Annotated in this window: 22 protein-coding genes; 12 read left to right on the plus strand and 10 right to left on the minus strand. The window is 60.5% G+C overall.

The features are described 5' to 3' along the window. Positions 1-376 precede the first annotated feature (376 nt). A complete protein-coding gene (ycaO, locus tag OKC41_RS10150; RefSeq protein ID WP_201894182.1) occupies positions 377-2,137 on the minus strand; it encodes a 30S ribosomal protein S12 methylthiotransferase accessory factor YcaO in 1,761 nt (586 codons plus the stop codon). 334 nt (positions 2,138-2,471) lie between these two features. Here ycaO and OKC41_RS10155 point away from each other — a divergent pair, with 334 nt between their 5' ends. Further along, the gene (locus tag OKC41_RS10155; protein WP_201894180.1) at positions 2,472-3,155 is read left to right on the plus strand and encodes a B3/4 domain-containing protein; all 684 of its coding nucleotides are present in this window, start codon (positions 2,472-2,474) and stop codon (positions 3,153-3,155) included. Positions 3,156-3,381: 226 nt separating this feature from the next. Here OKC41_RS10155 and sugE read toward each other — a convergent pair whose 3' ends face one another. Further along, entirely contained in the window at positions 3,382-3,696 is a 315-nt protein-coding gene (gene sugE, locus OKC41_RS10160) for a quaternary ammonium compound efflux SMR transporter SugE (protein ID WP_041215293.1), read from the minus strand. Between the two features lie 340 nt (positions 3,697-4,036). On the opposite strand from sugE, the gene asd reads away from it, so the two are divergent. Next, positions 4,037-5,149 carry an aspartate-semialdehyde dehydrogenase gene (gene asd / locus OKC41_RS10165; RefSeq protein ID WP_039039005.1) on the plus strand — a complete coding sequence of 371 codons (1,113 nt, stop codon included), beginning with the start codon at positions 4,037-4,039 and terminating at the stop codon, positions 5,147-5,149. A 116-nt stretch (positions 5,150-5,265) separates the two neighbouring features. Here asd and cspD read toward each other — a convergent pair whose 3' ends face one another. Beyond that, complete coding sequence (cspD, locus tag OKC41_RS10170; protein ID WP_010674510.1) at positions 5,266-5,484, minus strand: cold shock-like protein CspD; 219 nt, start codon at positions 5,482-5,484, stop codon at positions 5,266-5,268. A 228-nt stretch (positions 5,485-5,712) separates the two neighbouring features. Here cspD and clpS point away from each other — a divergent pair, with 228 nt between their 5' ends. Both clpS and clpA read left to right on the plus strand, forming a co-directional pair. Then, complete coding sequence (gene clpS, locus OKC41_RS10175) at positions 5,713-6,030, plus strand: ATP-dependent Clp protease adapter ClpS (RefSeq protein WP_005325410.1); 318 nt, start codon at positions 5,713-5,715, stop codon at positions 6,028-6,030. A 60-nt stretch (positions 6,031-6,090) separates the two neighbouring features. Then, positions 6,091-8,343, plus strand: coding sequence for an ATP-dependent Clp protease ATP-binding subunit ClpA (gene clpA / locus OKC41_RS10180; protein ID WP_010674511.1), 2,253 nt, complete (start codon positions 6,091-6,093; stop codon positions 8,341-8,343). A 69-nt stretch (positions 8,344-8,412) separates the two neighbouring features. On the opposite strand, the gene infA is transcribed toward clpA, so the two are convergent. The 3 genes from infA to aat form a co-directional block, all read right to left on the minus strand. Continuing rightward, positions 8,413-8,631, minus strand: coding sequence for a translation initiation factor IF-1 (infA, locus tag OKC41_RS10185; RefSeq protein ID WP_005300033.1), 219 nt, complete (start codon positions 8,629-8,631; stop codon positions 8,413-8,415). A gap of 68 nt (positions 8,632-8,699) precedes the next feature. Further along, entirely contained in the window at positions 8,700-9,416 is a 717-nt protein-coding gene (locus OKC41_RS10190; RefSeq protein WP_167825493.1) for an arginyltransferase, read from the minus strand. Then, positions 9,413-10,120: a leucyl/phenylalanyl-tRNA--protein transferase gene (gene aat, locus OKC41_RS10195; RefSeq protein ID WP_039039162.1), complete on the minus strand. Its 708-nt coding sequence runs from the start codon at positions 10,118-10,120 to the stop codon at positions 9,413-9,415. The genes OKC41_RS10190 and aat overlap by 4 nt, the downstream gene beginning before the upstream one ends. 17 nt (positions 10,121-10,137) lie before the next feature. Between aat and OKC41_RS10200 the strand changes: the two genes are divergently transcribed. Then, positions 10,138-10,608, plus strand: coding sequence for a glycine zipper 2TM domain-containing protein (locus OKC41_RS10200; protein WP_010674514.1), 471 nt, complete (start codon positions 10,138-10,140; stop codon positions 10,606-10,608). An 83-nt stretch (positions 10,609-10,691) separates the two neighbouring features. Here the strand turns inward: OKC41_RS10200 and OKC41_RS10205 are convergent, their stop codons facing one another. From OKC41_RS10205 to ald, 3 genes are all read right to left on the minus strand, one after another. After that, entirely contained in the window at positions 10,692-11,933 is a 1,242-nt protein-coding gene (locus OKC41_RS10205; RefSeq protein ID WP_201894179.1) for a diguanylate cyclase, read from the minus strand. Positions 11,934-11,991: 58 nt separating this feature from the next. Beyond that, a complete protein-coding gene (trxB, locus tag OKC41_RS10210) occupies positions 11,992-12,942 on the minus strand; it encodes a thioredoxin-disulfide reductase (RefSeq protein ID WP_010674516.1) in 951 nt (316 codons plus the stop codon). Between the two features lie 183 nt (positions 12,943-13,125). Next, positions 13,126-14,241: an alanine dehydrogenase gene (gene ald, locus OKC41_RS10215; RefSeq protein ID WP_010674517.1), complete on the minus strand. Its 1,116-nt coding sequence runs from the start codon at positions 14,239-14,241 to the stop codon at positions 13,126-13,128. Positions 14,242-14,391: 150 nt separating this feature from the next. On the opposite strand from ald, the gene lrp reads away from it, so the two are divergent. From lrp to purF, 7 genes are all read left to right on the plus strand, one after another. Beyond that, the gene (lrp, locus tag OKC41_RS10220; protein ID WP_005300047.1) at positions 14,392-14,883 is read left to right on the plus strand and encodes a leucine-responsive transcriptional regulator Lrp; all 492 of its coding nucleotides are present in this window, start codon (positions 14,392-14,394) and stop codon (positions 14,881-14,883) included. A gap of 189 nt (positions 14,884-15,072) precedes the next feature. Continuing rightward, complete coding sequence (locus tag OKC41_RS10225) at positions 15,073-17,577, plus strand: DNA translocase FtsK (protein ID WP_041211364.1); 2,505 nt, start codon at positions 15,073-15,075, stop codon at positions 17,575-17,577. Positions 17,578-17,648: 71 nt separating this feature from the next. Beyond that, the gene (lolA, locus tag OKC41_RS10230; RefSeq protein ID WP_201894169.1) at positions 17,649-18,257 is read left to right on the plus strand and encodes an outer membrane lipoprotein chaperone LolA; all 609 of its coding nucleotides are present in this window, start codon (positions 17,649-17,651) and stop codon (positions 18,255-18,257) included. A gap of 67 nt (positions 18,258-18,324) precedes the next feature. Next, positions 18,325-19,662 carry a replication-associated recombination protein A gene (locus OKC41_RS10235; RefSeq protein WP_270671972.1) on the plus strand — a complete coding sequence of 446 codons (1,338 nt, stop codon included), beginning with the start codon at positions 18,325-18,327 and terminating at the stop codon, positions 19,660-19,662. Between the two features lie 281 nt (positions 19,663-19,943). Beyond that, entirely contained in the window at positions 19,944-21,239 is a 1,296-nt protein-coding gene (gene serS, locus OKC41_RS10240; RefSeq protein WP_039039009.1) for a serine--tRNA ligase, read from the plus strand. Positions 21,240-21,414: 175 nt separating this feature from the next. Beyond that, positions 21,415-21,906: a CvpA family protein gene (locus OKC41_RS10245; RefSeq protein ID WP_010674522.1), complete on the plus strand. Its 492-nt coding sequence runs from the start codon at positions 21,415-21,417 to the stop codon at positions 21,904-21,906. Between the two features lie 18 nt (positions 21,907-21,924). Then, positions 21,925-23,445, plus strand: coding sequence for an amidophosphoribosyltransferase (gene purF / locus OKC41_RS10250; RefSeq protein ID WP_171864794.1), 1,521 nt, complete (start codon positions 21,925-21,927; stop codon positions 23,443-23,445). 102 nt (positions 23,446-23,547) lie between these two features. On the opposite strand, the gene OKC41_RS10255 is transcribed toward purF, so the two are convergent. After that, entirely contained in the window at positions 23,548-24,978 is a 1,431-nt protein-coding gene (locus tag OKC41_RS10255) for a 6-phospho-beta-glucosidase (RefSeq protein ID WP_039039011.1), read from the minus strand. Positions 24,979-24,984 lie beyond the last annotated feature (6 nt).

Below are 24,984 nucleotides of genomic sequence, written 5' to 3' on the forward strand. Positions count from 1 at the left end.
AGTACCTGCATATTTTGCCTGTGGAAATCATAACAAAGGGGCTGATCCCCAAAATTGACTCCGATCAAGAATTACAGATTGTGAATGTAATTTTACTACAGGATTTTTCGCCATCCGGAAGCGTTTCTTTACACCAGGTTTCAGGTGAAACAGAAATGAGTCTGTTATTAATTTTATGATTTTTAAGAACTTATAAAGGGCGCCCTGAAAAACGTACCGGCAAGGCACCTGTGCAGCCGCACTGCACCATGAGTGCCAAATTAACAACCCCCTAAGAGGTATTTTTTGTCTTTTATTTCATCTTTGTGGCACGGCCAGCCAAAGCGTAGACCATAAAACAGAAGGGGCCATAAGGCCCCTTCGTCACGCTAGCATATCAGTTCCAGGTGTGGATTCGTTTGGCTTTTTGCAATTTCTCGTAAGCGGCCAGCAGTTTCTGGTGCAGCGGGAACTGGGAGAGGGAGAGATCGGCGGCTTCCAGACCGTGGAAGCGCGCCTCGCCGCGGGCGTTGGCCCACGCCTGTGCCAGGGTCTCTTCCCCGAACATGCGGGCGAACACCGGGCGGTACTGCTCGGGGTCGCGATCCTCGTCGAGGAAAAGCTCGACGCAGGCGCGCAGGGCACGGTAGTAAGCGGCGCGATCCGCCGGGAACACCGACTGGTTGAACTCCATGGTCCAGTCGATGAGGTCGAGGGCGCTCTCCAGGTCGCCTGCGGCCAGCGCCAGCATGGCTTTGAGCTCGCCCACCCGCAGGGTGTGCAGGGCAGTGCCCTTGGCGGCGGCGATGCCGAGCAGCTCACGCACCCGGGTCCGCTCGTCGTGACCCTCTTCATCCAGCTGGTCGAACAGGGCCATGTACTGCTCTGCGTCCCACTCGAGCGCCGGCAGCGCCAGGATGGTTTCCCGCAGGTGGGCCCCCATGGTGTTGTTGGCCAGCAGCAGATCTTCCACCGGATAGATGTCGGACATGCCGGGCACCAGGATACGGCAGGCGTAGACACCCAGGTGCTCGTAGTCGGCGATGTAGACCGGCTGCTCCAGCTCGTGGAAGATGCCGATCAGGTGGTCGAACTCCTCTTGCGAGGTGCCACGGAAGTCCCAGTCGGCAAACTCGAAGTCGGACTCTTCCTTGAACAGATCCCAGCTGATGAGGCCGGAGGAGTCGATGAAGTGGGTCTCCAGGTTGTGGTGATCCGCCACCTGCTCGTTGTCAAACGACGGCGGCACGAAGACGCCCAGATCCTTGAGGCTGCGCCCTTGCAGCAGTTCGGTGACGGTGCGCTCGAAGGCGACTTCGAAGCGCGGGTGGGCGCCGAAGGAGGCAAAGCAGGTGCCGTTGCTCGGGTTGAGCAGCACCACGCAGATGACCGGATAACGGCCGCCGAGGGAGGCATCGAAGCTGTAGATGGGGAAGCCTTCGGCCTCCAGTGCATCGATGGACGCCTTGATGCCGGGGTAACGGGCGATGACCTCGCCCGGGATCTGGGGCAGGCTGATGGCCTCGGCGATGATCTTGTTCTTCACGTGGCGCTCGAACACCTCCGACAACCCCTGGGTGCGGGCCTCGGTGCGGGTGTTGCCGGCGCTCATGCCGTTGGAAACATAAAGGTTGCCGACGATGTTCATCGGGATGTAGACGGTCTGGTGGTCGGACTGGCGCTCGAAGGGCAGGGCGACGATGCCGCGCTCCTCGTTGCCGGATTGCAGGTCCACCAGCATGTCGGCGGTCACTTCCCCGTCCGGGTTGTAGAACTTGCGGGTGAAGGAGTCGAGCAGACCAGTGGGAAGCTGATCCCCCTCGATGGGGAACCACTTCTCGTTCGGGTAGTGGACGAAGTCGCCATTGGCGACCTGCTCGCCCAGGTAGAAGTCGGCGAAGAAGTAGTTGGTGGAGAGACGCTCGAAATACTCGCCAAGGGCGGAGGCGAGGGCCGCCTTCTTGCTGGCACCCTTGCCGTTGGTGAAGCAGAGGGCGCACTCCTTGTCCCGGATGTGCACGGACCAGACGTTGGGCACGGGGTTGAGCCAGGAGGCCTCTTCGATATCAAACCCCAGGGCTTGCAGCTTGGTCTGGAAGCGTTCGATGGAGTCTTCCAGCGCTGCGTCCTTGCCGGGAATAAAAGTGTGGTCGGTCATCACAATGTCCTGATTTTATGGGCTCATGTTTGGACGCAGATAATAGCATGAGTGACGGGGAAAGCGGCCAGGGCAATGGTGTGGGCTTGCCCAGGTCTGCATAGGATTGGCGGGGTGTGGTAGTGGGGCCGGGCGGTGCGCTGCGGGGCGGTGATTTTTCATGGGAAAGAGGGTTGGGCCATCAGTTTTACTTAACACAATTAAGATAAAGTAAATTTTATTATGACCCTGTGCCCTTCATCATGGTTTCAACCGTTGGTGGGGGGAGGAAAAGAGGGAGCGCCTGCGCCCGTTCCGCCACCCCGTCTTGATGAGCCTTGACCAGGAGTGCTGAATGTTCCCGATGATCCCCCGTATCGACCCCGAGATAGCCAGGTTGGCGCCAGGCTTTTGTGCCCTCAGCATCGTGGTGGAAGCCGCCCCCGTGATTGACACTCTGGTGGGGGAGCGGGCCCTGGCCCGGGCATGTGCGGCCCTTGGCACCGACGAGGCCCCCTGGGCCCTTGAACATCTGGCCGCCTGGGATCAGGTGTTCAAAGGGTTTGGCGCCAAGCCTGCCCGCACGCCCTGCTCGGCCCAGGCACTGCGCAAGCGGGTGCTGCGCGATGGCGCCTTGCCCGCCATCGATCCCGTGGTGGATCTCTACAACGCCATCAGCATCGAGTATGCCATTCCCGTGGGCGGGGAGGATCTGGCGGCCTATGTGGGAGCGCCGCGCCTGGTGATTGCCGATGGCAGCGAATGCTTTGACACCCTCAAAGAAGGGCTGCCAACCCAGGAGGCACCGGCTCCCGGAGAGGTGGTGTGGCGGGACGATCTCGGCGTCACCTGTCGCCGCTGGAACTGGCGCCAGGGGATCCGCACTCGCCTGAGCCTCTCTTCCCCCCGGATGTGGTTCATTCTGGAGTGTCTGCCGCCGATGCCGCGCACAGCCTTGTGGGAGGCCGGCGACAGGCTGATTGCCGGTCTTACGCAGATGATGCCTGGGGCCCGCATCGAGCAGACGCTGGTGGAGTGATTGAAGGAGCAGACGAAAAGATAAAAGGAGGCGCCCCATGCTCGCCCGGGCGGTCATGGGGCGGATCTTGCTCGCCATCACGCGCCATGCCACGTCTGTGCCACCCGCCTTTCCCCACCGCCTGCGAACACATCAGCAAGCAGAGGAACACAGCAACATGCCGGGCTGACATCGCCCCCTGGAGCTTGCCACGTCGGGGCCGGTGTACCCGGCCCTTTCAGCGCGCCTAACCGATGAACTTCAACCCCAGAATGCCGACGATGATGAGCAGCAGGCAGAGCACCCGGGCCAGGGTGGCCGGTTCGTTGAACAGCCAGATCCCCATCAGCACGGTGCCGACCGCGCCGATGCCGGTCCAGACCGCATAGGCGGTGCCAAGGGGCAGCTGTTTGACCGCCATGGCGAGCAGCAGCACGCTCACGGCCATGGCGATCAGGGTCAGCAGGGTGGGGAGAGGACGGCTGAAACCGTCTGTGTATTTGAGGCCGATGGCCCAGGCGACCTCGAACAGGCCGGCCAACAGCAATAGCAACCAGGACATAAGGCAGATTCCGCAGGAAGCAGGGTCGTCCCTGCGTATCAGGAGGCCTCGGGGCCGTCCCCGAGGGGCAGCGGGGCTGCCGGTCGGTCTCAATGATGCCCCAAGTGGAGGCTGGATGCCAACCGGCTGCCCGCAGGTCGGCCAGGCCGACGGATATTGCAGCGAATGGCACAGAATATTGCGCAATTCGACTTGCGCCCGCCGTCACAATCCGTAATGTGGACAGACGCATTTTTTGCAACTCATATATTGTGAATCCCTTGTAAACGGCTGGCGCCAAGGCAGGGGGTCACGGGTTCCACACACGATTTCTATAAGCAGCTATCCAGGGTAGGACATTATGAAAAAAGTAGGTTTGGTCGGTTGGCGTGGCATGGTGGGTTCGGTGTTGATGAGCCGGATGCAGGAAGAGAAGGATTTTGCCCGCATTCAACCCACCTTCTTCACCACCTCCCAGGCCGGTGAGGCCGCCCCCAATTTTGGCGTCGATGCCGGCACCCTGCAGGACGCCTTCGATCTCGAGGCGCTGGCCGCACAGGACGTCATCATCACCGCCCAGGGCGGCGACTACACCAAGGATGTCTATCCGCGCCTGAAAGCCGCCGGCTGGCAGGGCTACTGGATTGACGCCGCCTCCTCCCTGCGCATGGAGAAGGACGCGGTTATCATCCTGGATCCGGTCAACGGCGACGTCATCGAACATGCCCTGAACAACGGCATCAAGACCTTCGTTGGCGGCAACTGCACCGTCAGCCTGATGCTGCTGGCCTTGGGTGGCCTGTTCAAGGCCGATCTGGTGGAGTGGGTGAGCGTGGCGACCTATCAGGCGGCCTCCGGTGGTGGTGCCCGCCACATGCGCGAGCTGGTCACCCAGATGGGCATGCTGCGGGATGAAGTGGCGGTGGAGCTGGCGGATCCCGCCTCCGCCATCCTCGACATCGAGCGCAAGATCACCGAGAAGACCCGCTCCGGCACCCTGCCGGTGGACAACTTCGGTGTGCCGCTGGCCGGTGGCCTCATCCCCTGGATCGACACCAAGCTCGACAACGGCCAGAGCCGTGAAGAGTGGAAAGGCCAGGCCGAGACCAACAAGATCCTGGGCATCGAAAACGCCGCCATTCCGGTGGATGGTCTGTGCGTGCGCATCGGCGCCCTGCGCTGCCACAGCCAGGCCTTCACCATCAAGCTGAAAAAAGATGTGCCGCTGGCCGAGATCGAAGCCCTGCTGGCCGCTCACAACGACTGGGTCAAGGTGATCCCCAACGATCGCGACATCACCGCCCGCGAGCTGACCCCGGCCGCCGTCACCGGCACCCTCAGCATCCCGGTCGGTCGTCTGCGCAAGCTCAATATGGGCCCGGAGTACCTGGCCGCCTTTACCGTGGGTGACCAACTGCTGTGGGGCGCCGCCGAGCCGCTGCGTCGCATGCTGAACATCCTGCTGGCCCGCTGAGGTAGCTGCAGCAGGGAACAAGGAAGGCCTGGCCTTTCTTGTTCCCCTCTTCGTGCCTGTCCATAAAAAAGCGGCATCCCTTGGGATGCCGCTTTTTAATTTATCCAGTTTGACTCTTAGATGTTCTGTGCTTCGTTTGGCACGATGACAGAGGCATGATTTCCTTTCGGCCCCTGCTGCAGTTCAAAGTTGACTGCCTGACCTGCTTTCAAGGTCTTGTAACCTTCCATTTGAATCGTGGAGTAGTGAGCGAAGATGTCTTCACCACCGCCTTCCGGACAGATAAACCCAAATCCTTTTGCGTTGTTGAACCACTTGACTGTTCCGGTTGCCATACATCTACATCCTTTTATTGATTACCCTGAAGTCGTTGAGTAACCTGCGCCAGCCTTATATAACTAGGGCATGACCCCGTAGCAGACGGGCGCCGATTAGCAAGTAACCAATCTAGTCCAACTTTTAAGCGAGTCAAGAAGTTGTTAACAACCGATGTGATCTGGTTAACAAGTCTATTGACAATCTTGAGCGACACGGTAGTAATCTAGAGGTACCAAAGCGCAACTATGAGCAAGCAGAAAGAACTCTTTGCTAATGAAGAGATTGCAGAGGCAGAGAAAACGAAGCTGCAACCGCCACCCATGTACAAGGTCGTCCTGAACAACGACGACTACACACCGATGGAGTTCGTGGTGGAGGTGCTGCAAAGGTTCTTTGGTATGGATCTGGAGAAGGCCACTCAGGTGATGCTGAGCGTGCATTATAGTGGTAAGGGAGTCTGCGGCACATTTACCGCCGAGATTGCCGAGACCAAAGTGGTCCAGGTCAACACTTATTCACGTAACAACGAACATCCACTGCTATGTACCATGGAAAAGGCTTGAATCTGATGACTTGATGGCGATAACGACACCGCATTGTTGCTGTACTGAGGGGAGGTGCCTATGTTGAACAAAGATCTAGAAAAGACGCTGAACGAGGCTTTCAAGCTGGCCCGTGACGAGCGCCACGAATTCATGACCGTCGAGCACCTGTTGTTGGCCCTGCTGGATAACAGCTCAGCCCATGAGGCGCTGAGTTCATGTGGTGCGGATGTGGAACAGATGCGCAAAGAGATCCGCGCCTTCATCAATCAAACGACTCCGCTCATCCCCCGTGACGACGAAGACAGGGAAACCCAGCCGACGCTGGGCTTCCAGCGCGTACTGCAACGTGCCGTCTTCCATGTCCAGTCGTCCGGCAATACCGAGGTGAGCGGCGCCAATGTCCTGGTCGCCATCTTCAGCGAACAAGAGTCCCAGGCCGCCTACTTCCTGAAAAAAGCCGAAATAAGTCGCCTGGATGTGGTGAACTTCCTGTCCCACGGGGTGCGCAAGGACAACAAGCCCGAGAGTGGTGGTAACAATGCGGAATCTGATGACGAGGTATCCTCTGCCCAGATAGAAAGCTTTGCCACCAATCTCAACCAGCTGGTGCTGGAGGGGCGTATCGATCCGCTCATCGGCCGTGATCAGGAGCTCAATCGCACCATTCAGGTATTGTGCCGCCGTCGCAAGAACAACCCCTTGCTGGTCGGGGAAGCCGGTGTGGGCAAGACCGCCATCGCCGAAGGGCTTGCCTACCGTATCGTCAAGGGGGATGTGCCCGAGGTGATTGCGGGTAGCACCATCTACTCCCTGGACATGGGCTCCCTGCTGGCGGGCACCAAGTATCGTGGTGACTTCGAGAAGCGCCTCAAGGTGCTGCTCAAGCAGATTGAACGTCAGGAGGGGGCCATCCTCTTCATCGACGAGATCCACACCATCATTGGCGCTGGTGCGGCTTCCGGTGGCCAGCTGGATGCGGCCAACCTCATCAAGCCGCTGCTCTCCAATGGTTTGCTGCGCTGCGTGGGCTCCACCACCTACCAGGAATATGCCCAGATCTTCGAGAAGGACAGGGCTCTGGCTCGTCGCTTCCAGAAGATCGACATCGTCGAACCCACAGTAGACGACACCACTCGCATTCTGATGGGACTCAAGAGCCGTTATGAGTCTCACCATGGCGTGCGTTATACCGTCAAGGCGATCCGGGCGGCGGTGGAGCTTTCCGCCAAGTACATCAATGATCGCCATCTGCCTGACAAGGCCATCGACGTCATCGACGAAGCGGGTGCAGGGCAACGCCTCTTGCCCGTCAGCAAGCGCAAGAAGGTGATCAATGTGCCGGAAATCGAGGCCATTGTTGCCAAGATTGCCCGTATTCCCGAGAAATCTGTCTCCTCCTCCGACAAGGAGGTGCTGAAGAACCTGGAGCGCAATCTCAAGATGGTGGTGTTCGGGCAGGACAAGGCCATCGAGGTGCTGACCGATGCCATTCGGTTGTCACGTTCAGGGCTTGGCAACGAACGCCGACCTGTGGGCTGCTTCCTGTTTGCCGGCCCGACCGGGGTGGGCAAGACCGAAGTGACCCAGCAACTGGGCAAGGCGCTCGGGGTCGAGGTATTGCGATTTGACATGTCGGAATACATGGAACGCCATACCGTGTCCCGGTTGATCGGGGCTCCTCCCGGTTACGTGGGATTCGAGCAGGGAGGGCTGTTGACTGACTCCGTTCTCAAGCATCCGCACTCCGTCGTGCTGCTTGACGAGATCGAGAAGGCGCATCCGGATGTCTTCAACTTGCTGCTGCAGGTGATGGACAACGGTACCCTGACGGACAACAACGGGCGCAAGGCAGATTTTCGCAATGTGATCCTGGTGATGACCACCAACGCAGGGGTTCAGGAAACCCAGCGCAAGTCCATCGGCTTCCAGCAGCAGGACATGAGCCACGATGCCATGGCGGTGATCAACAAGACGTTCAGTCCGGAGTTCCGCAACCGGCTCGATCACACCATCTGGTTCAACCATCTCGACATGGGAGTGATCCATCAGGTGGTCGACAAGTTCATCGTCGAGTTGCAGGTTCAGCTGGATGCCAAGGGCGTTTCACTGGAGGTGTCTGAAGAGGCGCGCCACTGGTTGGCAGAGAAAGGGTATGACAGGGCAATGGGGGCAAGACCCATGGGCCGGGTCATTCAGGAGCACCTCAAGAAGCCCCTGGCCAACGAGATCCTGTTCGGTTCCCTGGTCGATGGCGGCATTGTGAAGGTCGAGCTGGTGAACAACAGCCTCAGCTTTGATTTTCAGGTCAACGTTGAAGCTGTCTCTCACTGACTGTGAGCAAGGCCGGAAATGACAAAAAACCCCAACCGAGAGGCTGGGGTTTTTTGCTGAATTCCTGGCTTAGCGAGAGCGGAAAACAATACGTCCCTTGGAGAGATCGTACGGAGTCAGAGCCACCGTTACTTTGTCCCCAGTCAGGATACGGATGTAGTTTTTGCGCATCTTGCCGGAAATATGAGCGATAACCACGTGACCATTTTCCAGTTCCACACGGAACATGGTATTGGGCAAGGTTTCGAGAATGGTACCCTGCATCTCAATACTGTCTTCTTTAGCCATTGAATCCTCTTGATAAGCCACAACAAAAAACCGCTGGATCATGCCGGATTTAAGGCTATGTGTAAAGTTTACTCGGGCTTGGTGTCGATTTTTTTCCATTCGCCCTGTACCAGCAGCTCATGGGGCAGGTATTGGCGCTTGTAATTCATCTTGCGGCACTCCTCCACCAGATACCCCAGATAGAGCCACTGACGACCGGTACGTCTGGCCAGTTCCAACTGGCTCAGGATGGCGAAGGTGCCGAGCGACCGATCGGCATAGTCGGGGTCGAAGAAGGTGTACATGGCGCTCAGAGAGTGGGGAAGCAGGTCCGTGGTGGCCACGCCGATGAGGCGTCCCTCCTTGCGTATCTCCAGATAAAGGGGGGGCATCCAGTCGCAGTGCAGGAACCCCTTGTATTGGGTCCGGCTCGGTGGATACATGCTGCCATCCCTATGGCGCTCACGGATATAGCGTTCATAGAGCTGGTAATACTCGGGCTTGTCGTCATAGCTCAGCACGAGTTCGAGATCCCGGTTCAACTGGCGGATGCGTTTCTGCCCACGACTCGGGATGAAGCGTTCACTGTGTATGCGCAAGGATTGGCAGGCGCTGCAGGCGGGGCAGTGAGGACGATAGATGTCGTTGCCACTGCGCCGGAATCCTGCCGTCAGCAGCCGTTCGTACCCGGCGGCGTTGAGCAGTTCATGGTCCATCAGGACCAGCAACTGCTCCTGCTCGTGACCGAGGTAGCTGCACGGGTGCCTGGGGGTCAGCCCGACCTTGAGGATCACTTCTTCACTCATAGGCTGATTCTCCTCGGTTGCCAGCATCCCTCTTGCAACGGTTGCCGGGTCAGGGTGGCCAGGGTGGTCAGAAAGCGCTGCCTTGGCCACTCCTGGACGCCCAGCGTGGCCAGAAAGTCGTTTTGCATCTGGCAGTCGATGAGGGCACCGCCGTGCCCTGCAAAGTGGCGACAGAGGGCCACCATGGCCAGTTTGGCGCCATTGTCGATGCGGCTGAACATGGATTCACCACAAAAGAGTCGGCCCAGGGAGAGGCCATAGAGACCTGCCTGCAACTGATCATCCTGCCAGATCTCGATGGAGTGGGCATGACCGAGGCGATGAAGGCGCCGATAGGCGTCGATCATGGGGGCACTTATCCAGGTGCCGCTGGCGGTGCGACGGGGGGCGGCGCAGGCTGCAATGACGTCATCAAAGGCGCGATTGATGTAAATCTCGAAGGGGGTGCGGCGCAAACACTTCTGCAGGCTGCGGCCGATGTGGAGTTCCTCGGGCACGATGACGCCCCTGGGGTCCGGTGACCACCACAGCAGTGGCTGATGGGGTTCATTCCACGGAAAGATCCCGCTGTGGTAAGCTGCCAGCAATCGAGCGGGGGAGAGATCTCCCCCAATCGCGAGCAGCCCGTTGGGCTCTTCCAGCGCATGGCTGGGGGAGGGAAACCAGCACAGCTCATCATCCAGTTCGGTAAGATAGCGAGACATAAGGCAGAGGTTCATAGATGAAGGCCATTATCCTGATAGTATCCAGCTTGCTTGGCTTTGTCACGGCGCCGGCCTGGAGTGCGGTGTATGAACGCAACACGGCGCGTCCGGTGGAGCAGGTGGTCTTCGGCCAGGTGGATGCGGTGCGCAACATCACCCAGCGCCAGATGGTGGAATCAGAGCATTCCGGCTGGAAAACCCTGGGAGGTGCCGTGCTTGGCGGGCTGCTCGGCAACCAGTTTGGCGGTGGGCACGGGCGGGAGATTGCCACTGCGGTCGGAGCGCTGGCGGGAGCGGCGGCGGTGCAGCAGTTTCAGTCAGGGGGCAGCGTGGTGGAGAACAAGCTGGTGGAGCTGCTGATCCGCAACGAGCAGAACGGGCTCATCAACGTGATCCAGGATTACGATCCGGCCATGGTCTTTGCGCAGGGCGACAAGGTGCGCATCCTCTATTTCAACGATGGGGTGCGAGTCGACAAGACCTATTGAACGGTGAAGAAGGGATTGACCCGGCGGCCACCACACAAGGGGCGCCGGGCGGTACTACACGGAGTGTCTCTGCTGATGCTTGCTCAGACGTCCTGACAGACTATCTTGTCTCGCCCGGTATTCTTTGCCTGATACAACTGGCGATCTGCCTCGCTCAGCGCCTCGTCCATGGAGAGCCGCCCGACATTGATGACGCCGAAACTGGCGCGTACAAAGAGCGATATCTCCCGGGACAGCGGTTGCTGGCGCATTTGCAGACGAAGCCCTTCCAGCCGCTTGAGCAGCACGGGAACGGGGCAGTGGGGCACCATCAGGGCAAATTCTTCACCACCGAATCGGGCTATCATGGCATCCGGGAAGAACTGGGTGAGCAGCCTGGCCAGGTGACAGAGCAGCTGATCGCCGATGGCGTGCCCCCAGTGATCATTGACCTGCTTGAAGTGATCCACGTCGAGCACGCACAGGGAGAGCTGCGCCTGATGGCGCTGATGCTCCTCGAACCACTTTTGACCCTCGTTGAACCAGTAGCGTCTGTTGTAAAGCCCGGTCAGGTAGTCTCGGTTGGCCGATTCCTGGATGTTGTTGAACTGCTCAAGGGCCTCCAGGTTGTGGCTGACCCGGCACTGCAGCTCCTCGGGTTCAAAGGGCTGATTGAGAAAATCATTCGCCCCTTGCTTGAGGTAGCGTGCCGAGAGGCCGTGCTTGTCCGACACCGAGATGCCGATGATGGCGAGCTGCTGCTTGCTGTAGCGCTCGCGCAGCATTCGCACTAGGCTGATGCCGTCGATCTCCGGCATGTAGTAGTCCACCAGCATCAGGCGAATGGCGGGGTGCTGCTCGAGCTGCACCAGCGCATCGCGGGCAGAATTGGCCTCGTGCACCTGCAACAACTGCTTGCGCAACTGGGCCGCGGTACGGTGACGGGAGGTGCGTGAATCGTCGACCACCAAGACTTCGATGGCCTGGTTGAGGTAGAGGCGGTGCACCAGACCGACGGCATATTGCAGAGAGTGACGTGAATCCTTCATCACATAGTCCAGCACCCCGGCCTCCAGCCAGGCTTCCCGCTTCTCTTCGCTGATGTCGGCCGTCAGGATCACCACCGGCAACCCACGCTCCCTCAGCACGTTGACAGCCTCTCCGCCGGGGGCGTCCGGCAGGGTGAGATCCACCAGGGCGACCACATAATCTTCCCCATGGCAATCGCGAGCCCCTTCAAGGGTATCGAACGCGTCGATTTCCAGTCCGGTCTGCTGCGCAATGGCCTGGGTCAGCATACGGCGTACCGTCAGGCTGTCTTCCACTATCATTATTTTTCGTTTCATCCTGCTCCTTGCAATAAAAAAGGGCATGCCAACTGGCATGCCCTTTATATCCTTCCGATTATTGTGCGTCCAGATATCGCTCTGCATCGAGGGCGGCCATGCAGCCGGTCCCGGCGGAGGTAATCGCCTGGCGGTAGACGTGATCGGCCACGTCGCCGGCGGCGAACACGCCAGGGATGCTGGTCTGGGTTGCGAACCCTTCCAGTCCGCCACGCACCTTCAGATAGCCGTTTTCCATCGCCAACTGCCCTTCGAAGATCTGGGTGTTGGGCTGGTGACCGATGGCGATGAAGACCCCCATCAGCGGCAGCTCGGAGGTGGTGTCATCCCGGGTGCTGCGCAGGCGCACACCGGTGACGCCCATGTCGTCACCCAGTACTTCGTCCAGGGTCTGATGGGTGTGCAGGACGATATTGCCGCTCTCGACCTTGTCGTTGAGGCGCTTGATCAGGATCTTCTCGGCGCGGAACTCGTCGCGGCGATGGATGAGGTGCACCTTCTTGGCGATGTTGGCCAGATAGAGTGCCTCTTCCACGGCGGTGTTGCCGCCGCCGACCACGGCCACTTCCTGATTGCGGTAGAAGAAGCCGTCACAGGTGGCGCAGGCGGAGACGCCGCGGCCCTTGAAAGCCTCTTCGGAGGGCAGACCCAGGTATTTGGCGGAGGCGCCGGTGGCGAGGATCAGCGCATCACAGGTGTATTCACCGTTGTCGCCCTTGAGGCGGAAGGGACGCTCGGTCAGCGTCACTTCATTGATGTGATCAAAGAGGATGCGGGTATCGAACTTCTCTGCATGCTCTTTCATGCGCTCCATCAGGGCCGGGCCGGTCAGCCCTTCCGCGTCCCCTGGCCAGTTTTCCACTTCGGTGGTGGTGGTCAGCTGACCACCTTGCTGCATACCGGTGATGAGCAGGGGATTGAGGTTGGCGCGAGCGGCATAGACGGCCGCAGTGTAACCTGCCGGACCGGATCCCAGGATCAGCAGTTTGCTGTGAGTGACTTGGCTCATGATGTGATTTCCGAGACGTGATGAGTTTGCGCGATTGTAGGTAATTCGTGATCCGGGGTCAAAGGCCAGCGCATCGATTGGGGCAATCGCCAACAAGAGGGGTGAGCCGGGGATGGCAGGCATAAAAAAACCGCCCATCGCGGGCGGATTTTCACTCATCTACCTCCCTTTGCAGGGACGCGATCAGTTCAGCAGGGTCAGGGGGTCCGTGTAAGCCAGGTTGTGGGCCACGGCAACCTCCTTGCAGGTGATTTTGCCCGCCATCACGTTCAGGCCGTGCAACAGGTGGGGATCGGCGAGCAGTGCGTTGCGATAGCCCTGTTCGGCCAGCTTGATGATGAAGGGGAGGGTGGCGTTGTTCAGGGCCACGGTGGAGGTCCGCGCCACGGCACCCGGCATGTTGGCCACGCAGTAGTGCACCACCTCGTCGACGATGAAGGTGGGATCTTCATGGGTGGTGGCATGGGAGGTCTCGACACAGCCGCCCTGATCGATGGCCACGTCCACGATGGCCGCACCGGGTTTCATGCGAGCAATGTGGTCACGGCTGACAAGTTTTGGCGCAGTGGCGCCAGGCACCAGCACGCCGCCGATGACCAGGTCCGCCGCGAGCAGATGACGCTCCAGGGTCTCGCGGTTGGAGTAGACCACCTTGGCAGCCCCTTGGAACTCGCTGTCGAGACGGCGCAGGGTATCGACGTTGTTGTCGAGGATGGTGACGTCGGCACGCAGGCCGACGGCCATGCGGGCTGCGTTGGAGCCCACCACACCACCACCGATGATCACCACCTTGGCCGGTTCCACACCGGGCACACCGCCGAGCAGCACGCCGCTGCCGCCACGGGATTTCTCCAGTGCCTGGGCACCGGCCTGAATAGACATGCGTCCGGCCACTTCCGACATGGGGGCCAGCAGGGGCAGACCGCCACGACCGTCTGTGACGGTTTCATAGGCGATGCAGACGGCACCACTGTCGATGAGATCCTGGGTCTGGGCCAGGTCCGGCGCCAGATGCAGATAGGTAAAGAGGGTCTGGCCGGGACGCAGCATGGCCCGTTCCACTGCCTGGGGTTCCTTGACCTTGACGATCATCTCCGCCTTGGCGAAAACTTCGGCAGCGGAGGCCAGGATCTCGGCTCCGGCAGCCAGATAATCTGCGTCACTGAACCCAATGCCATTTCCTGCGCCGCTTTGGACGAAAACAGTATGGTTTCGTGCTGTCAGTTCACGTACACTGGCCGGAACCATGCCTACGCGATATTCATGGTTTTTTATTTCCTTAGGTACACCGATAATCATGCTATCCCTCGTCTATCGATTGGTGGTTTATGTTGCCTAGATGTTAAGCGACATTTGCGCCTAGTATATTCAGGTATTGACAGGATTTGTGACCATTATTATAAAATGACTGGTGATTCTTACCAAAAAATAGCCAAAGGATGGAATTAAATGATGGAAGCTAAGAGTCGGCTAAAGGATTTGGACAGGATTGACCGCAACATTCTGAATGAACTGCAAAAGGATGGCAGGATTTCGAACGTTGAGTTGTCCAAACGAGTTGGCCTGAGTCCCACACCGTGTCTGGAACGGGTTCGTCGCCTGGAGCGACAAGGGTATATCGAAGGATATGCCGCCATTCTGAACCCTCATTATCTGGACGCGTCTCTGCTGGTGTTCGTGGAAATTACCCTCAATCGTGGCGCCCCCGATGTGTTCGAGCAGTTCAACAAGGCTGTTCAGGTGCTCGAAGAGATCCAGGAATGTCATCTGGTGTCCGGTGATTTCGACTATCTGCTCAAGACCCGCGTCAGCGACATGTCCGCTTACCGCCGCCTGCTGGGTGAAACCCTGCTGCGTCTGCCGGGCGTGAACGACACCCGCACCTACGTGGTGATGGAAGAGGTCAAACAGAGCAGTCGTCTGGTGATCAGCACCCGATAAGCGGGGTTGTGCTGTGACTTGCAAGTTCCATGACGAGTCACGATAGTCAGAAACGAGCGGCCGGTCCGCTCGTTTCTTCTTATAGAGAGTTTCAGGCCCGCCCTCAGGCACTGGCTGACAATCGGTGGGCTTTTCAGGGATACTAGGCCCCCTATCCCCGCATTCATGTTTTCACAAAGGAGCCGGAGTTTGGCCGATAAAAAGCTGTTTACTCCTTTATCAGGTACACAACGGATCTTCGAGGCCGTCTTGATCGCCATCACCCTGATGGCTGCCTATCTTTTGCTTGCCCTGCTGACCTACCATCCCGCCGATCCCGGCTGGTCGCAAACCTCCTGGCAAGGGGAGGTGAAAAACCTCGCGGGCAGCGCCGGTGCCTGGCTCGCCGACATCACCATGTTTACCTTCGGGGCCTTCTCCTATCTGGTGCCCCCCCTGGTGGTGCTGCTTGGCTGGAGCCTGTTCTGGCGCCCGAGCAAGCTGCTGGAAGTGGATTACCTCACCCTGTCGGTACGGATCATCGGCTTCGTGCTGACGGTGCTTGGCATGTCCGCCATCGCCAGCATGAACTTCAACGACTTGCAGAACTTTTCCGCCGGCGGCCTGGTGGGGGATGTGATCGCCTCCGCCGTGGTGCCGCTCTTTGGCGGCGTGGGGGCCAACCTGATGCTGCTCTGCTTCGTGGCGACCGGCATCACCCTCTTTACCGGCTGGTCCTGGCTCACCATTGTCGAGCGCATCGGTGCCGCCTGCACCGGCTCAGTCAGCGCCATCTACCATTTCCCCACCACCCTGGGCCGCTGGCTCACCGGTGGCTGGCGCCAGCCCCGCTATGAGGGGCCGGATCCCCTGCTGGAAGGGGGCGTGGGCAGCTTCGATCAGGAAGAGGATGACGAAGACCCCCACGGCAGCTGGACACGCAACCCCAAGGCGAAGAATCGCGCTCAAAAGACAAAAGCTGACGAATGGCTGCCGGAGCTTGACGAAGACACCTTCCAGTTCGATCCGCAGTTTGACGACGAAGAGGACGAGGCTCCGGCGCCTGCCGCCAAGGGCAAGCGCGTGGCCAATGGCCGTCCGCGTCCTGCCGTGCGCCAGGAAGAAGATGACCTCGACTTGCCCTGGGCGGAGGGGGATGACGAACCCGATGCTCCCGTTGCCGCGGCGCCGGTGAAAGCCAAGCGCCGTCCCCAGCCCGGTCTGGCCCCTTTGCCGAGCATCGATCTGCTGGACAGGCCGCCCGCCAAGACCCAGATGATGAGCAAGGACGAGCTGGAGCGCATGGGCCGGCTGGTGGAGGCGAAGCTCGCCGATTACAACGTGCAGGCCAAGGTGGTGGGCGTCTATCCCGGTCCCGTCATTACCCGCTTCGAGCTGGACCTGGCGCCGGGCATGAAGGCGAGCAAGATCACCAATCTTTCCCGGGATCTCGCCCGTTCTCTCTCTGCCAGCAGCGTGCGGGTGGTGGAAGTGATCCCGGGCAAGACGTTCGTCGGGATCGAGCTGCCCAACCGGGTACGCCAGACCGTCTACCTGCGGGAAACCCTCGACTGCGAGGCGTTCGCGGCCAGCCGCAATCCGCTCACCATGGGGCTGGGTCAGGACATCGCGGGGGAACCCGTGGTGGTGAACCTCGCCAAGATGCCCCACCTGCTGGTGGCCGGTACCACGGGCTCGGGCAAGTCGGTGGGGGTGAACACCATGATCATCTCCATGCTCTACAAATCCTCCCCCGAGGATCTGCGCTTCATCATGATCGACCCCAAGATGCTGGAGCTCTCGGTCTACGAAGGGATTCCGCACCTGCTGACCGAGGTGGTCACCGACATGAAGGATGCCGCCAACGCCCTGCGCTGGTGCGTAGGCGAGATGGAGCGTCGCTACAAGCTGATGTCCGCGGTCGGGGTGCGCAACCTCAAGGGGTACAACGACAAGGTGCTGGCCGCCATCGAGGCGGGGGATCCCCTGGTCGACCCCCTGTGGCGTCCGGGCGACTCCATGGATCAGATGCCGCCGGAGCTGGAAAAACTGCCCCACATCGTGGTGGTGGTGGACGAGTTTGCCGACATGATGATGATCGTCGGCAAGAAGGTGGAGGAGCTTATCGCCCGTATCGCCCAGAAGGCGCGGGCGGCTGGTATTCACCTTATCCTCGCGACCCAGCGTCCGTCGGTGGATGTCATTACCGGTCTCATCAAGGCCAACATCCCGACCCGTATCTCCTTCCAGGTGTCGAGCAAGATTGATTCGCGCACCATCCTGGACCAGGGGGGCGCCGAATCCCTGCTCGGCATGGGTGACATGCTCTACATGCCTGCCGGCACCTCCAACCCCACCCGTGTCCACGGTGCCTTCGTCGATGACCACGAGGTACACAAGGTGGTGGCGGACTGGAAACTGCGTGGGGAGCCGGATTACATCGACGAGATCCTCTCCGGTGAGTCGGACGGCGAGGGCGGCGGTGGCGACTTCGGCGGGGGCGGCGATGAAGAGCTCGATCCCCTGTTCGACGAGGCGGTGGCCTTCGTGGTGGAATCCCGTCGTGGCTCCACCTCCAGCGTCCAGCGCAAGTTCAAGATCGGTTACAACCGGGCGGCCCGTCTCATCGAGCAGATGGAAAACCAGGGCATCGTCAGTGCCCCGGGTGGCAACGGCCAGCGCGACGTGCTGGCACCGCCGCCGGTCCGTGACTAAGCCTCACATCATCCTGGCCATGCCCTCTGCGGGCGTGGCCTTTTATCGAGAACCTCCCTATGAAGAGCCTGATGAAAAAACAACTGTTGATGGGTTCCATTCTGCTGGTCGCCAGCAGCCAGGTATGGGCCGATGCGGCCAGCGATCTCAAGGAGAAGCTCTCCTCCGTCAATCTCTTCTCCGCGACGTTTGCCCAGACCGTCTATGACAGCAAGGGCAAGGAGCTGCAAAAGGCGAGCGGCTCCCTGCTGGTGCAGCGACCCAACCGCTTCAACTGGCACACTACCTCCCCGGACGAGAGTTTGATCGTGGCCGATGGCAAGGATGTGTGGGTGTACGACCCCTTCGTCGAGCAGGTCACCGCCCTCAAGATGAAGGATGCGGTGCTCAACACCCCCTTCGTGCTCATCGCGGGCAACGACAACAGCCTCTGGAAGAACTATGACGTGACCCAGGAAGGGGATGTCTATACCGTCACCAGCCGCAACAAGGACGAGCTGATCGCCTCCTTTCGCATCACCTTCGACCGTCAGAACAACATCAGGCGCTTCGATGTGAAAGAGGCCCAGGGCCAGTGGAGCGAGTTCACCCTGAGCAGCTTCAACCGCAAGCCGGTGCTCAAGGGCAACGAATTTGTCTTCAAGATCCCGAAGGGGGTCGAGCTGGACGACCAGCGCTGATGAGCCAGCCGTTACCGGCGTTATCGTCTGACCGGGCGTCATGGACGACCGGTCAGCTGCAAGGTCAATGCAGATGAGCAATTTATCCCTGGATTTCTCCTCGGACTTTCGTCCGCTGGCGGCCCGGATGCGGCCGCAAACCCTCGAGCAGTACATCGGCCAGCAGCATATTCTGGGGCCGGACAAGCCCCTGCGAAAAGCGATCCTGGCGGGGCACTGCCACTCCATGATCCTCTGGGGGCCCCCCGGCACCGGCAAGACCACGCTGGCAGAACTGGTTGCCCACTACTGCCAGGCGGAGGTGGAGCGGCTCTCGGCGGTCACCTCCGGCATCAAGGAGATCCGCGCCGCCCTCGACAAGGCGAAGGAGAACGGCTGGCGCGGGGTGCGTACGATCCTGTTCGTGGATGAAGTCCACCGCTTCAACAAGAGCCAGCAGGATGTCTTCCTGCCCCACATCGAAGACGGCACCATCACCTTCATCGGCGCCACCACCGAGAACCCCTCGTTCGAGCTCAACAACGCGCTGCTCTCCCGGGCCCGGGTCTATCTGCTCAAGAGGCTGGAGGAGCAGGACATCCTCGCCATGATCGATCAGGCGATGCAGGACCCGCGCGGGCTCAATGACCCTAGCCTGCGCTTTGCCCCCGGGGCCAAGGAGGCGCTGGCGAAAGCCGTGGACGGGGACGGGCGCAAGTCTCTGAATTATCTGGAGCTCCTGGCCGACATGGCCGAGGTCGACAGCTCAGGGGCGCGGGTGATCGACAGTACCCTGCTCGCCGCCGTGGTGGGGGAGCACGTGGCCCGTTTCGACAAGGGCGGCGATCACTTCTACGACCTCATCTCGGCGGTGCACAAGTCCATTCGCGGCTCGGCACCGGATGCAGCCCTCTACTGGTATGCCCGCATGGTGAGCGCCGGCTGCGATCCCCTCTACATCGCCCGCCGCTTGCTGGCGATTGCCTCGGAAGACGTGGGCAACGCCGATCCCCGTGCCATGCAGGTGGCGCTCTCGGCCTGGGACTGCTTCCATCGCATCGGTCCGGCGGAAGGGGAGCGGGCCATCGCCCAGGCCATCGTCTACCTCGCCTGCGCCCCCAAGAGCAATGCGGTCTACACCGCCTGGAAGGCGGCGCTTCACGACGCCAAGAACCTGCCGGACTTCGAGGTGCCGCCGCACCTTCGCAATGCACCGACCAAGCTCATGAGCGAGCTGGGCTACGGCGCCGAGTATCGCTACGCCCACGACGAGCCGGGGGCCTATGCCGCCGGCGAGCAGTACTTCCCCCCGGAGCTTGCCGGCAAGCAGTACTATCAACCCACCGAGCGGGGGCTTGAGAAGCAGATAGCCCAGAAGCTCGACTATCTGCATGAGCTGGACAAGCAGAGCCCGCGCAAGCGATAGGAAAGACCTTCAAGCCCCTTGCCGGGAAAGCGCACGGCAAGGGCATCAGGGGAGGGGGTTTCCGGCAAAAACGGGCGCAATAGTCCCTGTTCGGGCGGGGGGGCGGTCTGCTACACTGCCCGTCTGACCCCGGTTGTCTTGGCCTTGCACCATCTTCTTGATTTCGAAGGCCCGATTCCGAAGGCAAAGGGGTGCGCCAACCGATGTTAACTTCCGGATCTGTTTCCCAACCCGGTCACGATGACCCGGGCCCAGATCCCATTAAAAAAAGTAGGTAAACCATGCTGGATCCCAAATATCTGCGCAGCGACATCACCGAAGCTGCCGCTCGTCTGGCGACACGTGGCTACGTTCTGGACGTAGCGGCGGTCAATGTTCTGGAAGAGAAACGCAAGGATCTGCAGTCCCGCACCCAGGAGCTGCAGGCCGAGCGCAACGCCCGCTCCAAGTCCATCGGTGAGGCGGCCCGTCGTGGTGAAGATGTTGCCCCCCTCAAGGCCGAGGTGACCAAGATCAACGACGAGCTCGAGACCAGCAAGGTCGAGCTGGAGGCCCTGCTGGCCCAGCTCAAGGGGATCGCCGACGCCATCCCCAACCTGCCGAGCGAGACCACCCCGGTGGGCCGTGACGAGAACGACAACGTGGAGGTCCGCCGCTGGGGCACTCCCCGTGAGTTCGATTTCCCGGTGCGCGATCACATCGATCTGGGTGAGGCGGCCAAGGGGGTCGACTTCAAGAACGGCGTCAAGCTCTCCGGCGCCCGTTTCGTGGTCATGAAGGGCCAGATTGCCCGTCTGCACCGCGCCCTGGCCCAGTTCATGCTGGACCTGCACACCCTGCAGCACGGCTACACCGAGTGCTACGTGCCCTATCTGGTCAACCCGGACAGCCTGTACGGCACCGGTCAGCTGCCCAAGTTCTCCCAGGATCTCTTCAATACCGGCATCGAAGGGGAAGGGGAAGACGAAGGCAAGGTGCGCAAGTTCTCCCTCATCCCGACCTCCGAAGTGCCGCTCACCAACATGGCCCGTGACGAGATCTTCGACGAGCAGGAGCTGCCCATCAAGATGACCGCCCACAGCCCCTGCTTCCGCTCCGAAGCGGGCTCCTACGGTCGTGATACCCGTGGCCTCATCCGTATGCACCAGTTCGACAAGGTCGAGATGGTGCAACTGGTGCACCCGGAAAAATCCTGGGATGCCCTGGAAGAGATGGTGGGTCACGCCGAGAAGGTGCTGCAACTGCTGGAGCTGCCGTATCGCGTGATGGCGCTTTCCACCGGTGACATGGGCTTCTGCGCCGCCAAGACCTACGATCTGGAAGTGTGGCTGCCGGCCCAGAACACCTATCGCGAGATCTCGTCTGTCTCCAACTGCACCGACTTCCAGGCGCGCCGCATGCAGGCTCGCGTGCGCATCGACGGCAAGCCGCAGCTCATTCACACCCTGAATGGTTCCGGTCTGGCGGTGGGTCGTACCCTGGTGGCCGTGCTCGAGAACTACCAGCAGGCAGATGGCCGCATCGCCATCCCGGCTGCGCTGCAATCCTACATGGGCGGCCTGACCCACATCGGGTAAGCGCTCGTTGCAGACGACAACGCCATGGCATGCCATGGCGTTGTGCATTCTGGGCCCGGGAAACCCGCCGCAAGGGGAAGGGATAGCTCCCTTCGGGCCTGTAACACAATTTTATCAAGCATTGCGCAATCGTTTTTGTTAGACTGCGCCGCAATTTCGCAGGACATCTTTTTCTATGGTCTGGATTGATTACGCCATCATCGGCATCGTCGGTTTCTCCGCCCTCATCAGCCTGGTGCGCGGCTTTCTCAAGGAGGCCATGTCTCTGGTCACCTGGTTCGTCGCCTTTTTCATTGCCAGCCATTTCTATCCCGATCTCGCCGTCTATTTCACCTCTTTCTCCGATGCCATGGTTCGCAACGGTCTGGCCATCGCCGCCCTGTTCGTGGCGACCCTGATCCTGGGGAGCGTGGTGAACTACGTGGTGGGCCTGCTGGTGGAAAAGACCGGGCTTTCCGGCACCGACAGGGTGCTCGGGGTCTGTTTTGGCGCCATTCGCGGGGTGCTGATCGTCAGCGCCCTGCTGTTTTTCATGGATACCTTCACCAGCCTCTCCCAGAGTGACTGGTGGGTGGCGTCCAGGCTGGTGCCGGAGTTCAAGCCGGTGATCCAGTGGTTTTTCGGGTTCATGATGAACTCGTCCAGTTTTCTTCAACAGGTACAGTGACTTCGAGGTAGCAAAGACATGTGCGGTATTGTCGGTATAGTTGGCACCACCCCCGTCAATCAGGCCCTCTACGACGCCTTGACGGTGTTGCAGCACAGGGGACAGGATGCCGCCGGGATCGTGACCATTGACAGTGGAAACTTCCGGCAACGCAAGGCCAACGGTCTGGTGAAGGATGTGTTTGAAGTGCGCCACATGCAGCGCCTGAAAGGGAATATCGGCATCGGACACGTCCGTTATCCCACCGCAGGCAGCTCCAGTGCGGCAGAGGCGCAGCCGTTTTACGTGAACTCCCCCTACGGCATGGTGCTGGCCCACAACGGCAACCTCACCAACGCCAAGGAGCTCAAGGAGCAGCAGTTCAAGGTGGCCCGCCGCCACATCAACACCACCTCGGACTCCGAAGTGCTGCTGAACGTGCTGGCCCACGAGCTGGACTTGTGCGACAAGATGGCGCTGCGCCCGGAAGATATCTTCTCGGCGGTGCGCAAGGTGCACCAGCAGATCCGCGGCGCCTATGCCGTGGTCTCTCTGGTGATCGGCCACGGCCTCATCGGGTTCCGTGACCCGAACGGCATTCGCCCGCTGATCCTGGGTCGCCGGGTCGACGAGCAGGGGCAGGTGGAGTACATGCTCGCCTCCGAGAGCGTGGCCCTCGACGCCATCGGCTTCGAGACGGTGCGTGACGTCGCCCCGGGCGAGGCCATCTACATCACCGAGCAGGGCCAGCTCTTCTCCGAGCAGTGTGCGGAGAACCCGCAGATGAACCCCTGCATCTTCGAATACGTCTACTTCGCCCGTCCAGACTCCTTCATCGACAAGGTCTCCGTCTATGCCGCCCGCCTCAACATGGGTCGCAAGCTGGGCCAGAAGATCGCACGGGAGTGGGACGATCTCGACGTGGACGTGGTCATCCCCATCCCCGAGACCTCCTGCGACGTGGCGCTGGAAATCGCCCACACCCTGGATCTACCGTACCGTCAGGGCTTCGTGAAGAACCGCTACATCGGCCGTACCTTCATCATGCCGGGCCAGACCCAGCGCAAGAAGTCGGTGCGCCGCAAGCTCAACGCCATCAGCTCCGAATTCAAGGGCAAGAAGGTGTTGCTGGTGGACGACTCCATCGTGCGGGGCACCACCTCCGAGCAGATCATCCAGATGGCCCGTGAAGCGGGGGCCGCCAAGGTCTACTTCGCCTCGGCCGCACCGGAAATTCGCTTCCCCAACGTCTACGGCATCGACATGCCCACCGCCAACGAGCTCATTGCCCATGGTCGTGAAGTGGAAGAGGTGTGCAAGCTTATCGGTGCCGACGGCCTCATCTTCCAGGATCTGGAAGATCTGGAAGAGGCGGTGCGGGAGATCAACCCCGAGCTGCGCCACTTCGAGACCTCGGTCTTCAACGGTCACTATGTGACCTCCGACGTGGATCAGGGTTATCTGGACCACCTCAATGCCCTGCGCAGCGACGACAACAAGGCGGTGCGCGAGTGGCAGGAAGGGACCAGCAACCTCGAGATCTTCAACGAAGGCAGTTAAACGTTTTCAGATTGCCAGCGCGATGAAAAAAGATGGGGGCCTAGGCCCCCATCTTGTATTCGTGCACTCGGCGCAGCGCCTGGACAACCCACACAAGGGTCCTCAGGCCAGATCCTCCCCGTTGCTCGCGATCACCTTCTTGTACCACCAGAACGACTTCTTGCGCCGGCGGGCCAGGGTGCCATGGCCGGCGTCGTCCCGGTCCACGTGGACGAAGCCGTAGCGCTTGCTCATCTCGCCGGTGGAGGCGGAGACGAGATCGATGCAGCCCCAGCTGGTGTATCCCATCAGGGGCACGCCGTCCTCAATGGCGTCCCCCATGGCCTCGATGTGGGCGCGCAGGTAGTCGATGCGGTAGTCGTCCTCTATCTCCCCTTGCTCGTTCACTTCGTCCACCGCTCCCAGGCCGTTTTCCACCAGGAAGAGGGGCTTCTGGTAGCGATCGTGCAAGGTGTTGAGGGTGATGCGAAGACCCAGGGGGTCGATGCCCCAGCCCCACTCGCTCACCTCGATGTGGGGATTGCGCAGGGACTTGACCACGTTGGCCTCGCTGGTGTTGCCCGCATTCATGTCGGCGGCGGCGCAGCGGGAGGCGTAGTAGCTGAAGGAGACGAAATCTACGGTGTGCCTGAGGATCTCGTCATCTTCCGGCCCCTTCACCAGAGTGACCCCCTTGTCACGAAACACCCTCTGCGCATAGGCCGGATAGGCGCCCCTGGCCTGCACGTCGATGAAGAGGAGGTTCTCCCGATCTTTCTGGAGGGCGGTCCAGACGTCGGCGGGCTTGCAGGAGTAGGGGTAGAAGTTGCCCCCCGCCAGCATGCAGCCCACCTGGTTGGCCGGGTTCACCTCGTGGGCGATCCGGGTCGCCAGGGCGCTGGCCACCAGCTCGTGGTGGGCGGCCTGATACTTCACCTGATCCTGGTGCTCCCCTTGCTCGAACACCAGCCCCGCCCCGGAGAAGGGGCTGTGCAGCAGGATGTTGATCTCGTTGAAGGTGAGCCAGTACTTCACCAGGCCGTCGAACTGCTCGAAGCAGGTGCGGGCGTAGCGGGTGAAAAACTCCACCATCTGGCGGTTGCGCCAGGAGCCGTACTCGGTCACCAGGTGCATGGGCACATCGAAGTGGCACAGGGTCACCAGGGGCTCGATGTTGTACTTTCTGCACTCCTCGAACACCGCGCGGTAGAAGGCGATGCCCTCGGCATTGGGCTCGCGCTCGTCCCCCCTGGGGTAGAGACGGGCCCAGGCGATGGAGGTGCGAAACACGGTGAAGCCCATCTCGGCCATCAGGGCGATATCCTCCCGATAGCGGTGATAGAAATCGATAGCCCCGTGGCTTGGGTAGAACTCGTCATCTTGCAGGGTGATGCGCTTCTCCTGGCCGAGTTTGACCGCCATGCGGCGCGGGCCATGGGGGATCATGTCTACCGTGGTCAGCCCCTTGCCCCCCTCGAGATAGCCGCCCTCCGCCTGATTGGCGGCCAGGGCACCGCCCCAGAGAAAGCCCTCGGGAAATCTTGTTAACGACATTGGTTA

It is taken from the genome of Aeromonas sp. QDB17 (genome assembly GCF_027705305.1).
GTDB lineage: Bacteria > Pseudomonadota > Gammaproteobacteria > Enterobacterales > Aeromonadaceae > Aeromonas > Aeromonas caviae.

Coding starts and splice junctions, on each gene's coding strand:
- OKC41_RS10155 (WP_201894180.1), top strand. CDS start 2,472: ATGTTCCCGATGATCCCCCGTATCGACCCCGAGATAGCCAGGTTGGCG.
- OKC41_RS10255 (WP_039039011.1), bottom strand. CDS start 24,978: ATGTCGTTAACAAGATTTCCCGAGGGCTTTCTCTGGGGCGGTGCCCTG.
- cspD (WP_010674510.1), bottom strand. CDS start 5,484: ATGGCAACCGGAACAGTCAAGTGGTTCAACAACGCAAAAGGATTTGGG.
- lrp (WP_005300047.1), top strand. CDS start 14,392: ATGATGGAAGCTAAGAGTCGGCTAAAGGATTTGGACAGGATTGACCGC.
- aat (WP_039039162.1), bottom strand. CDS start 10,120: ATGTCTCGCTATCTTACCGAACTGGATGATGAGCTGTGCTGGTTTCCC.
- ycaO (WP_201894182.1), bottom strand. CDS start 2,137: ATGACCGACCACACTTTTATTCCCGGCAAGGACGCAGCGCTGGAAGAC.
- OKC41_RS10235 (WP_270671972.1), top strand. CDS start 18,325: ATGCAGATGAGCAATTTATCCCTGGATTTCTCCTCGGACTTTCGTCCG.
- sugE (WP_041215293.1), bottom strand. CDS start 3,696: ATGTCCTGGTTGCTATTGCTGTTGGCCGGCCTGTTCGAGGTCGCCTGG.
- infA (WP_005300033.1), bottom strand. CDS start 8,631: ATGGCTAAAGAAGACAGTATTGAGATGCAGGGTACCATTCTCGAAACC.
- ald (WP_010674517.1), bottom strand. CDS start 14,241: ATGATTATCGGTGTACCTAAGGAAATAAAAAACCATGAATATCGCGTA.
- OKC41_RS10200 (WP_010674514.1), top strand. CDS start 10,138: ATGAAGGCCATTATCCTGATAGTATCCAGCTTGCTTGGCTTTGTCACG.
- OKC41_RS10190 (WP_167825493.1), bottom strand. CDS start 9,416: ATGAGTGAAGAAGTGATCCTCAAGGTCGGGCTGACCCCCAGGCACCCG.
- trxB (WP_010674516.1), bottom strand. CDS start 12,942: ATGAGCCAAGTCACTCACAGCAAACTGCTGATCCTGGGATCCGGTCCG.
- OKC41_RS10205 (WP_201894179.1), bottom strand. CDS start 11,933: ATGAAACGAAAAATAATGATAGTGGAAGACAGCCTGACGGTACGCCGT.
- purF (WP_171864794.1), top strand. CDS start 21,925: ATGTGCGGTATTGTCGGTATAGTTGGCACCACCCCCGTCAATCAGGCC.
- clpA (WP_010674511.1), top strand. CDS start 6,091: ATGTTGAACAAAGATCTAGAAAAGACGCTGAACGAGGCTTTCAAGCTG.
- OKC41_RS10245 (WP_010674522.1), top strand. CDS start 21,415: ATGGTCTGGATTGATTACGCCATCATCGGCATCGTCGGTTTCTCCGCC.
- serS (WP_039039009.1), top strand. CDS start 19,944: ATGCTGGATCCCAAATATCTGCGCAGCGACATCACCGAAGCTGCCGCT.
- asd (WP_039039005.1), top strand. CDS start 4,037: ATGAAAAAAGTAGGTTTGGTCGGTTGGCGTGGCATGGTGGGTTCGGTG.
- lolA (WP_201894169.1), top strand. CDS start 17,649: ATGAAAAAACAACTGTTGATGGGTTCCATTCTGCTGGTCGCCAGCAGC.
- clpS (WP_005325410.1), top strand. CDS start 5,713: ATGAGCAAGCAGAAAGAACTCTTTGCTAATGAAGAGATTGCAGAGGCA.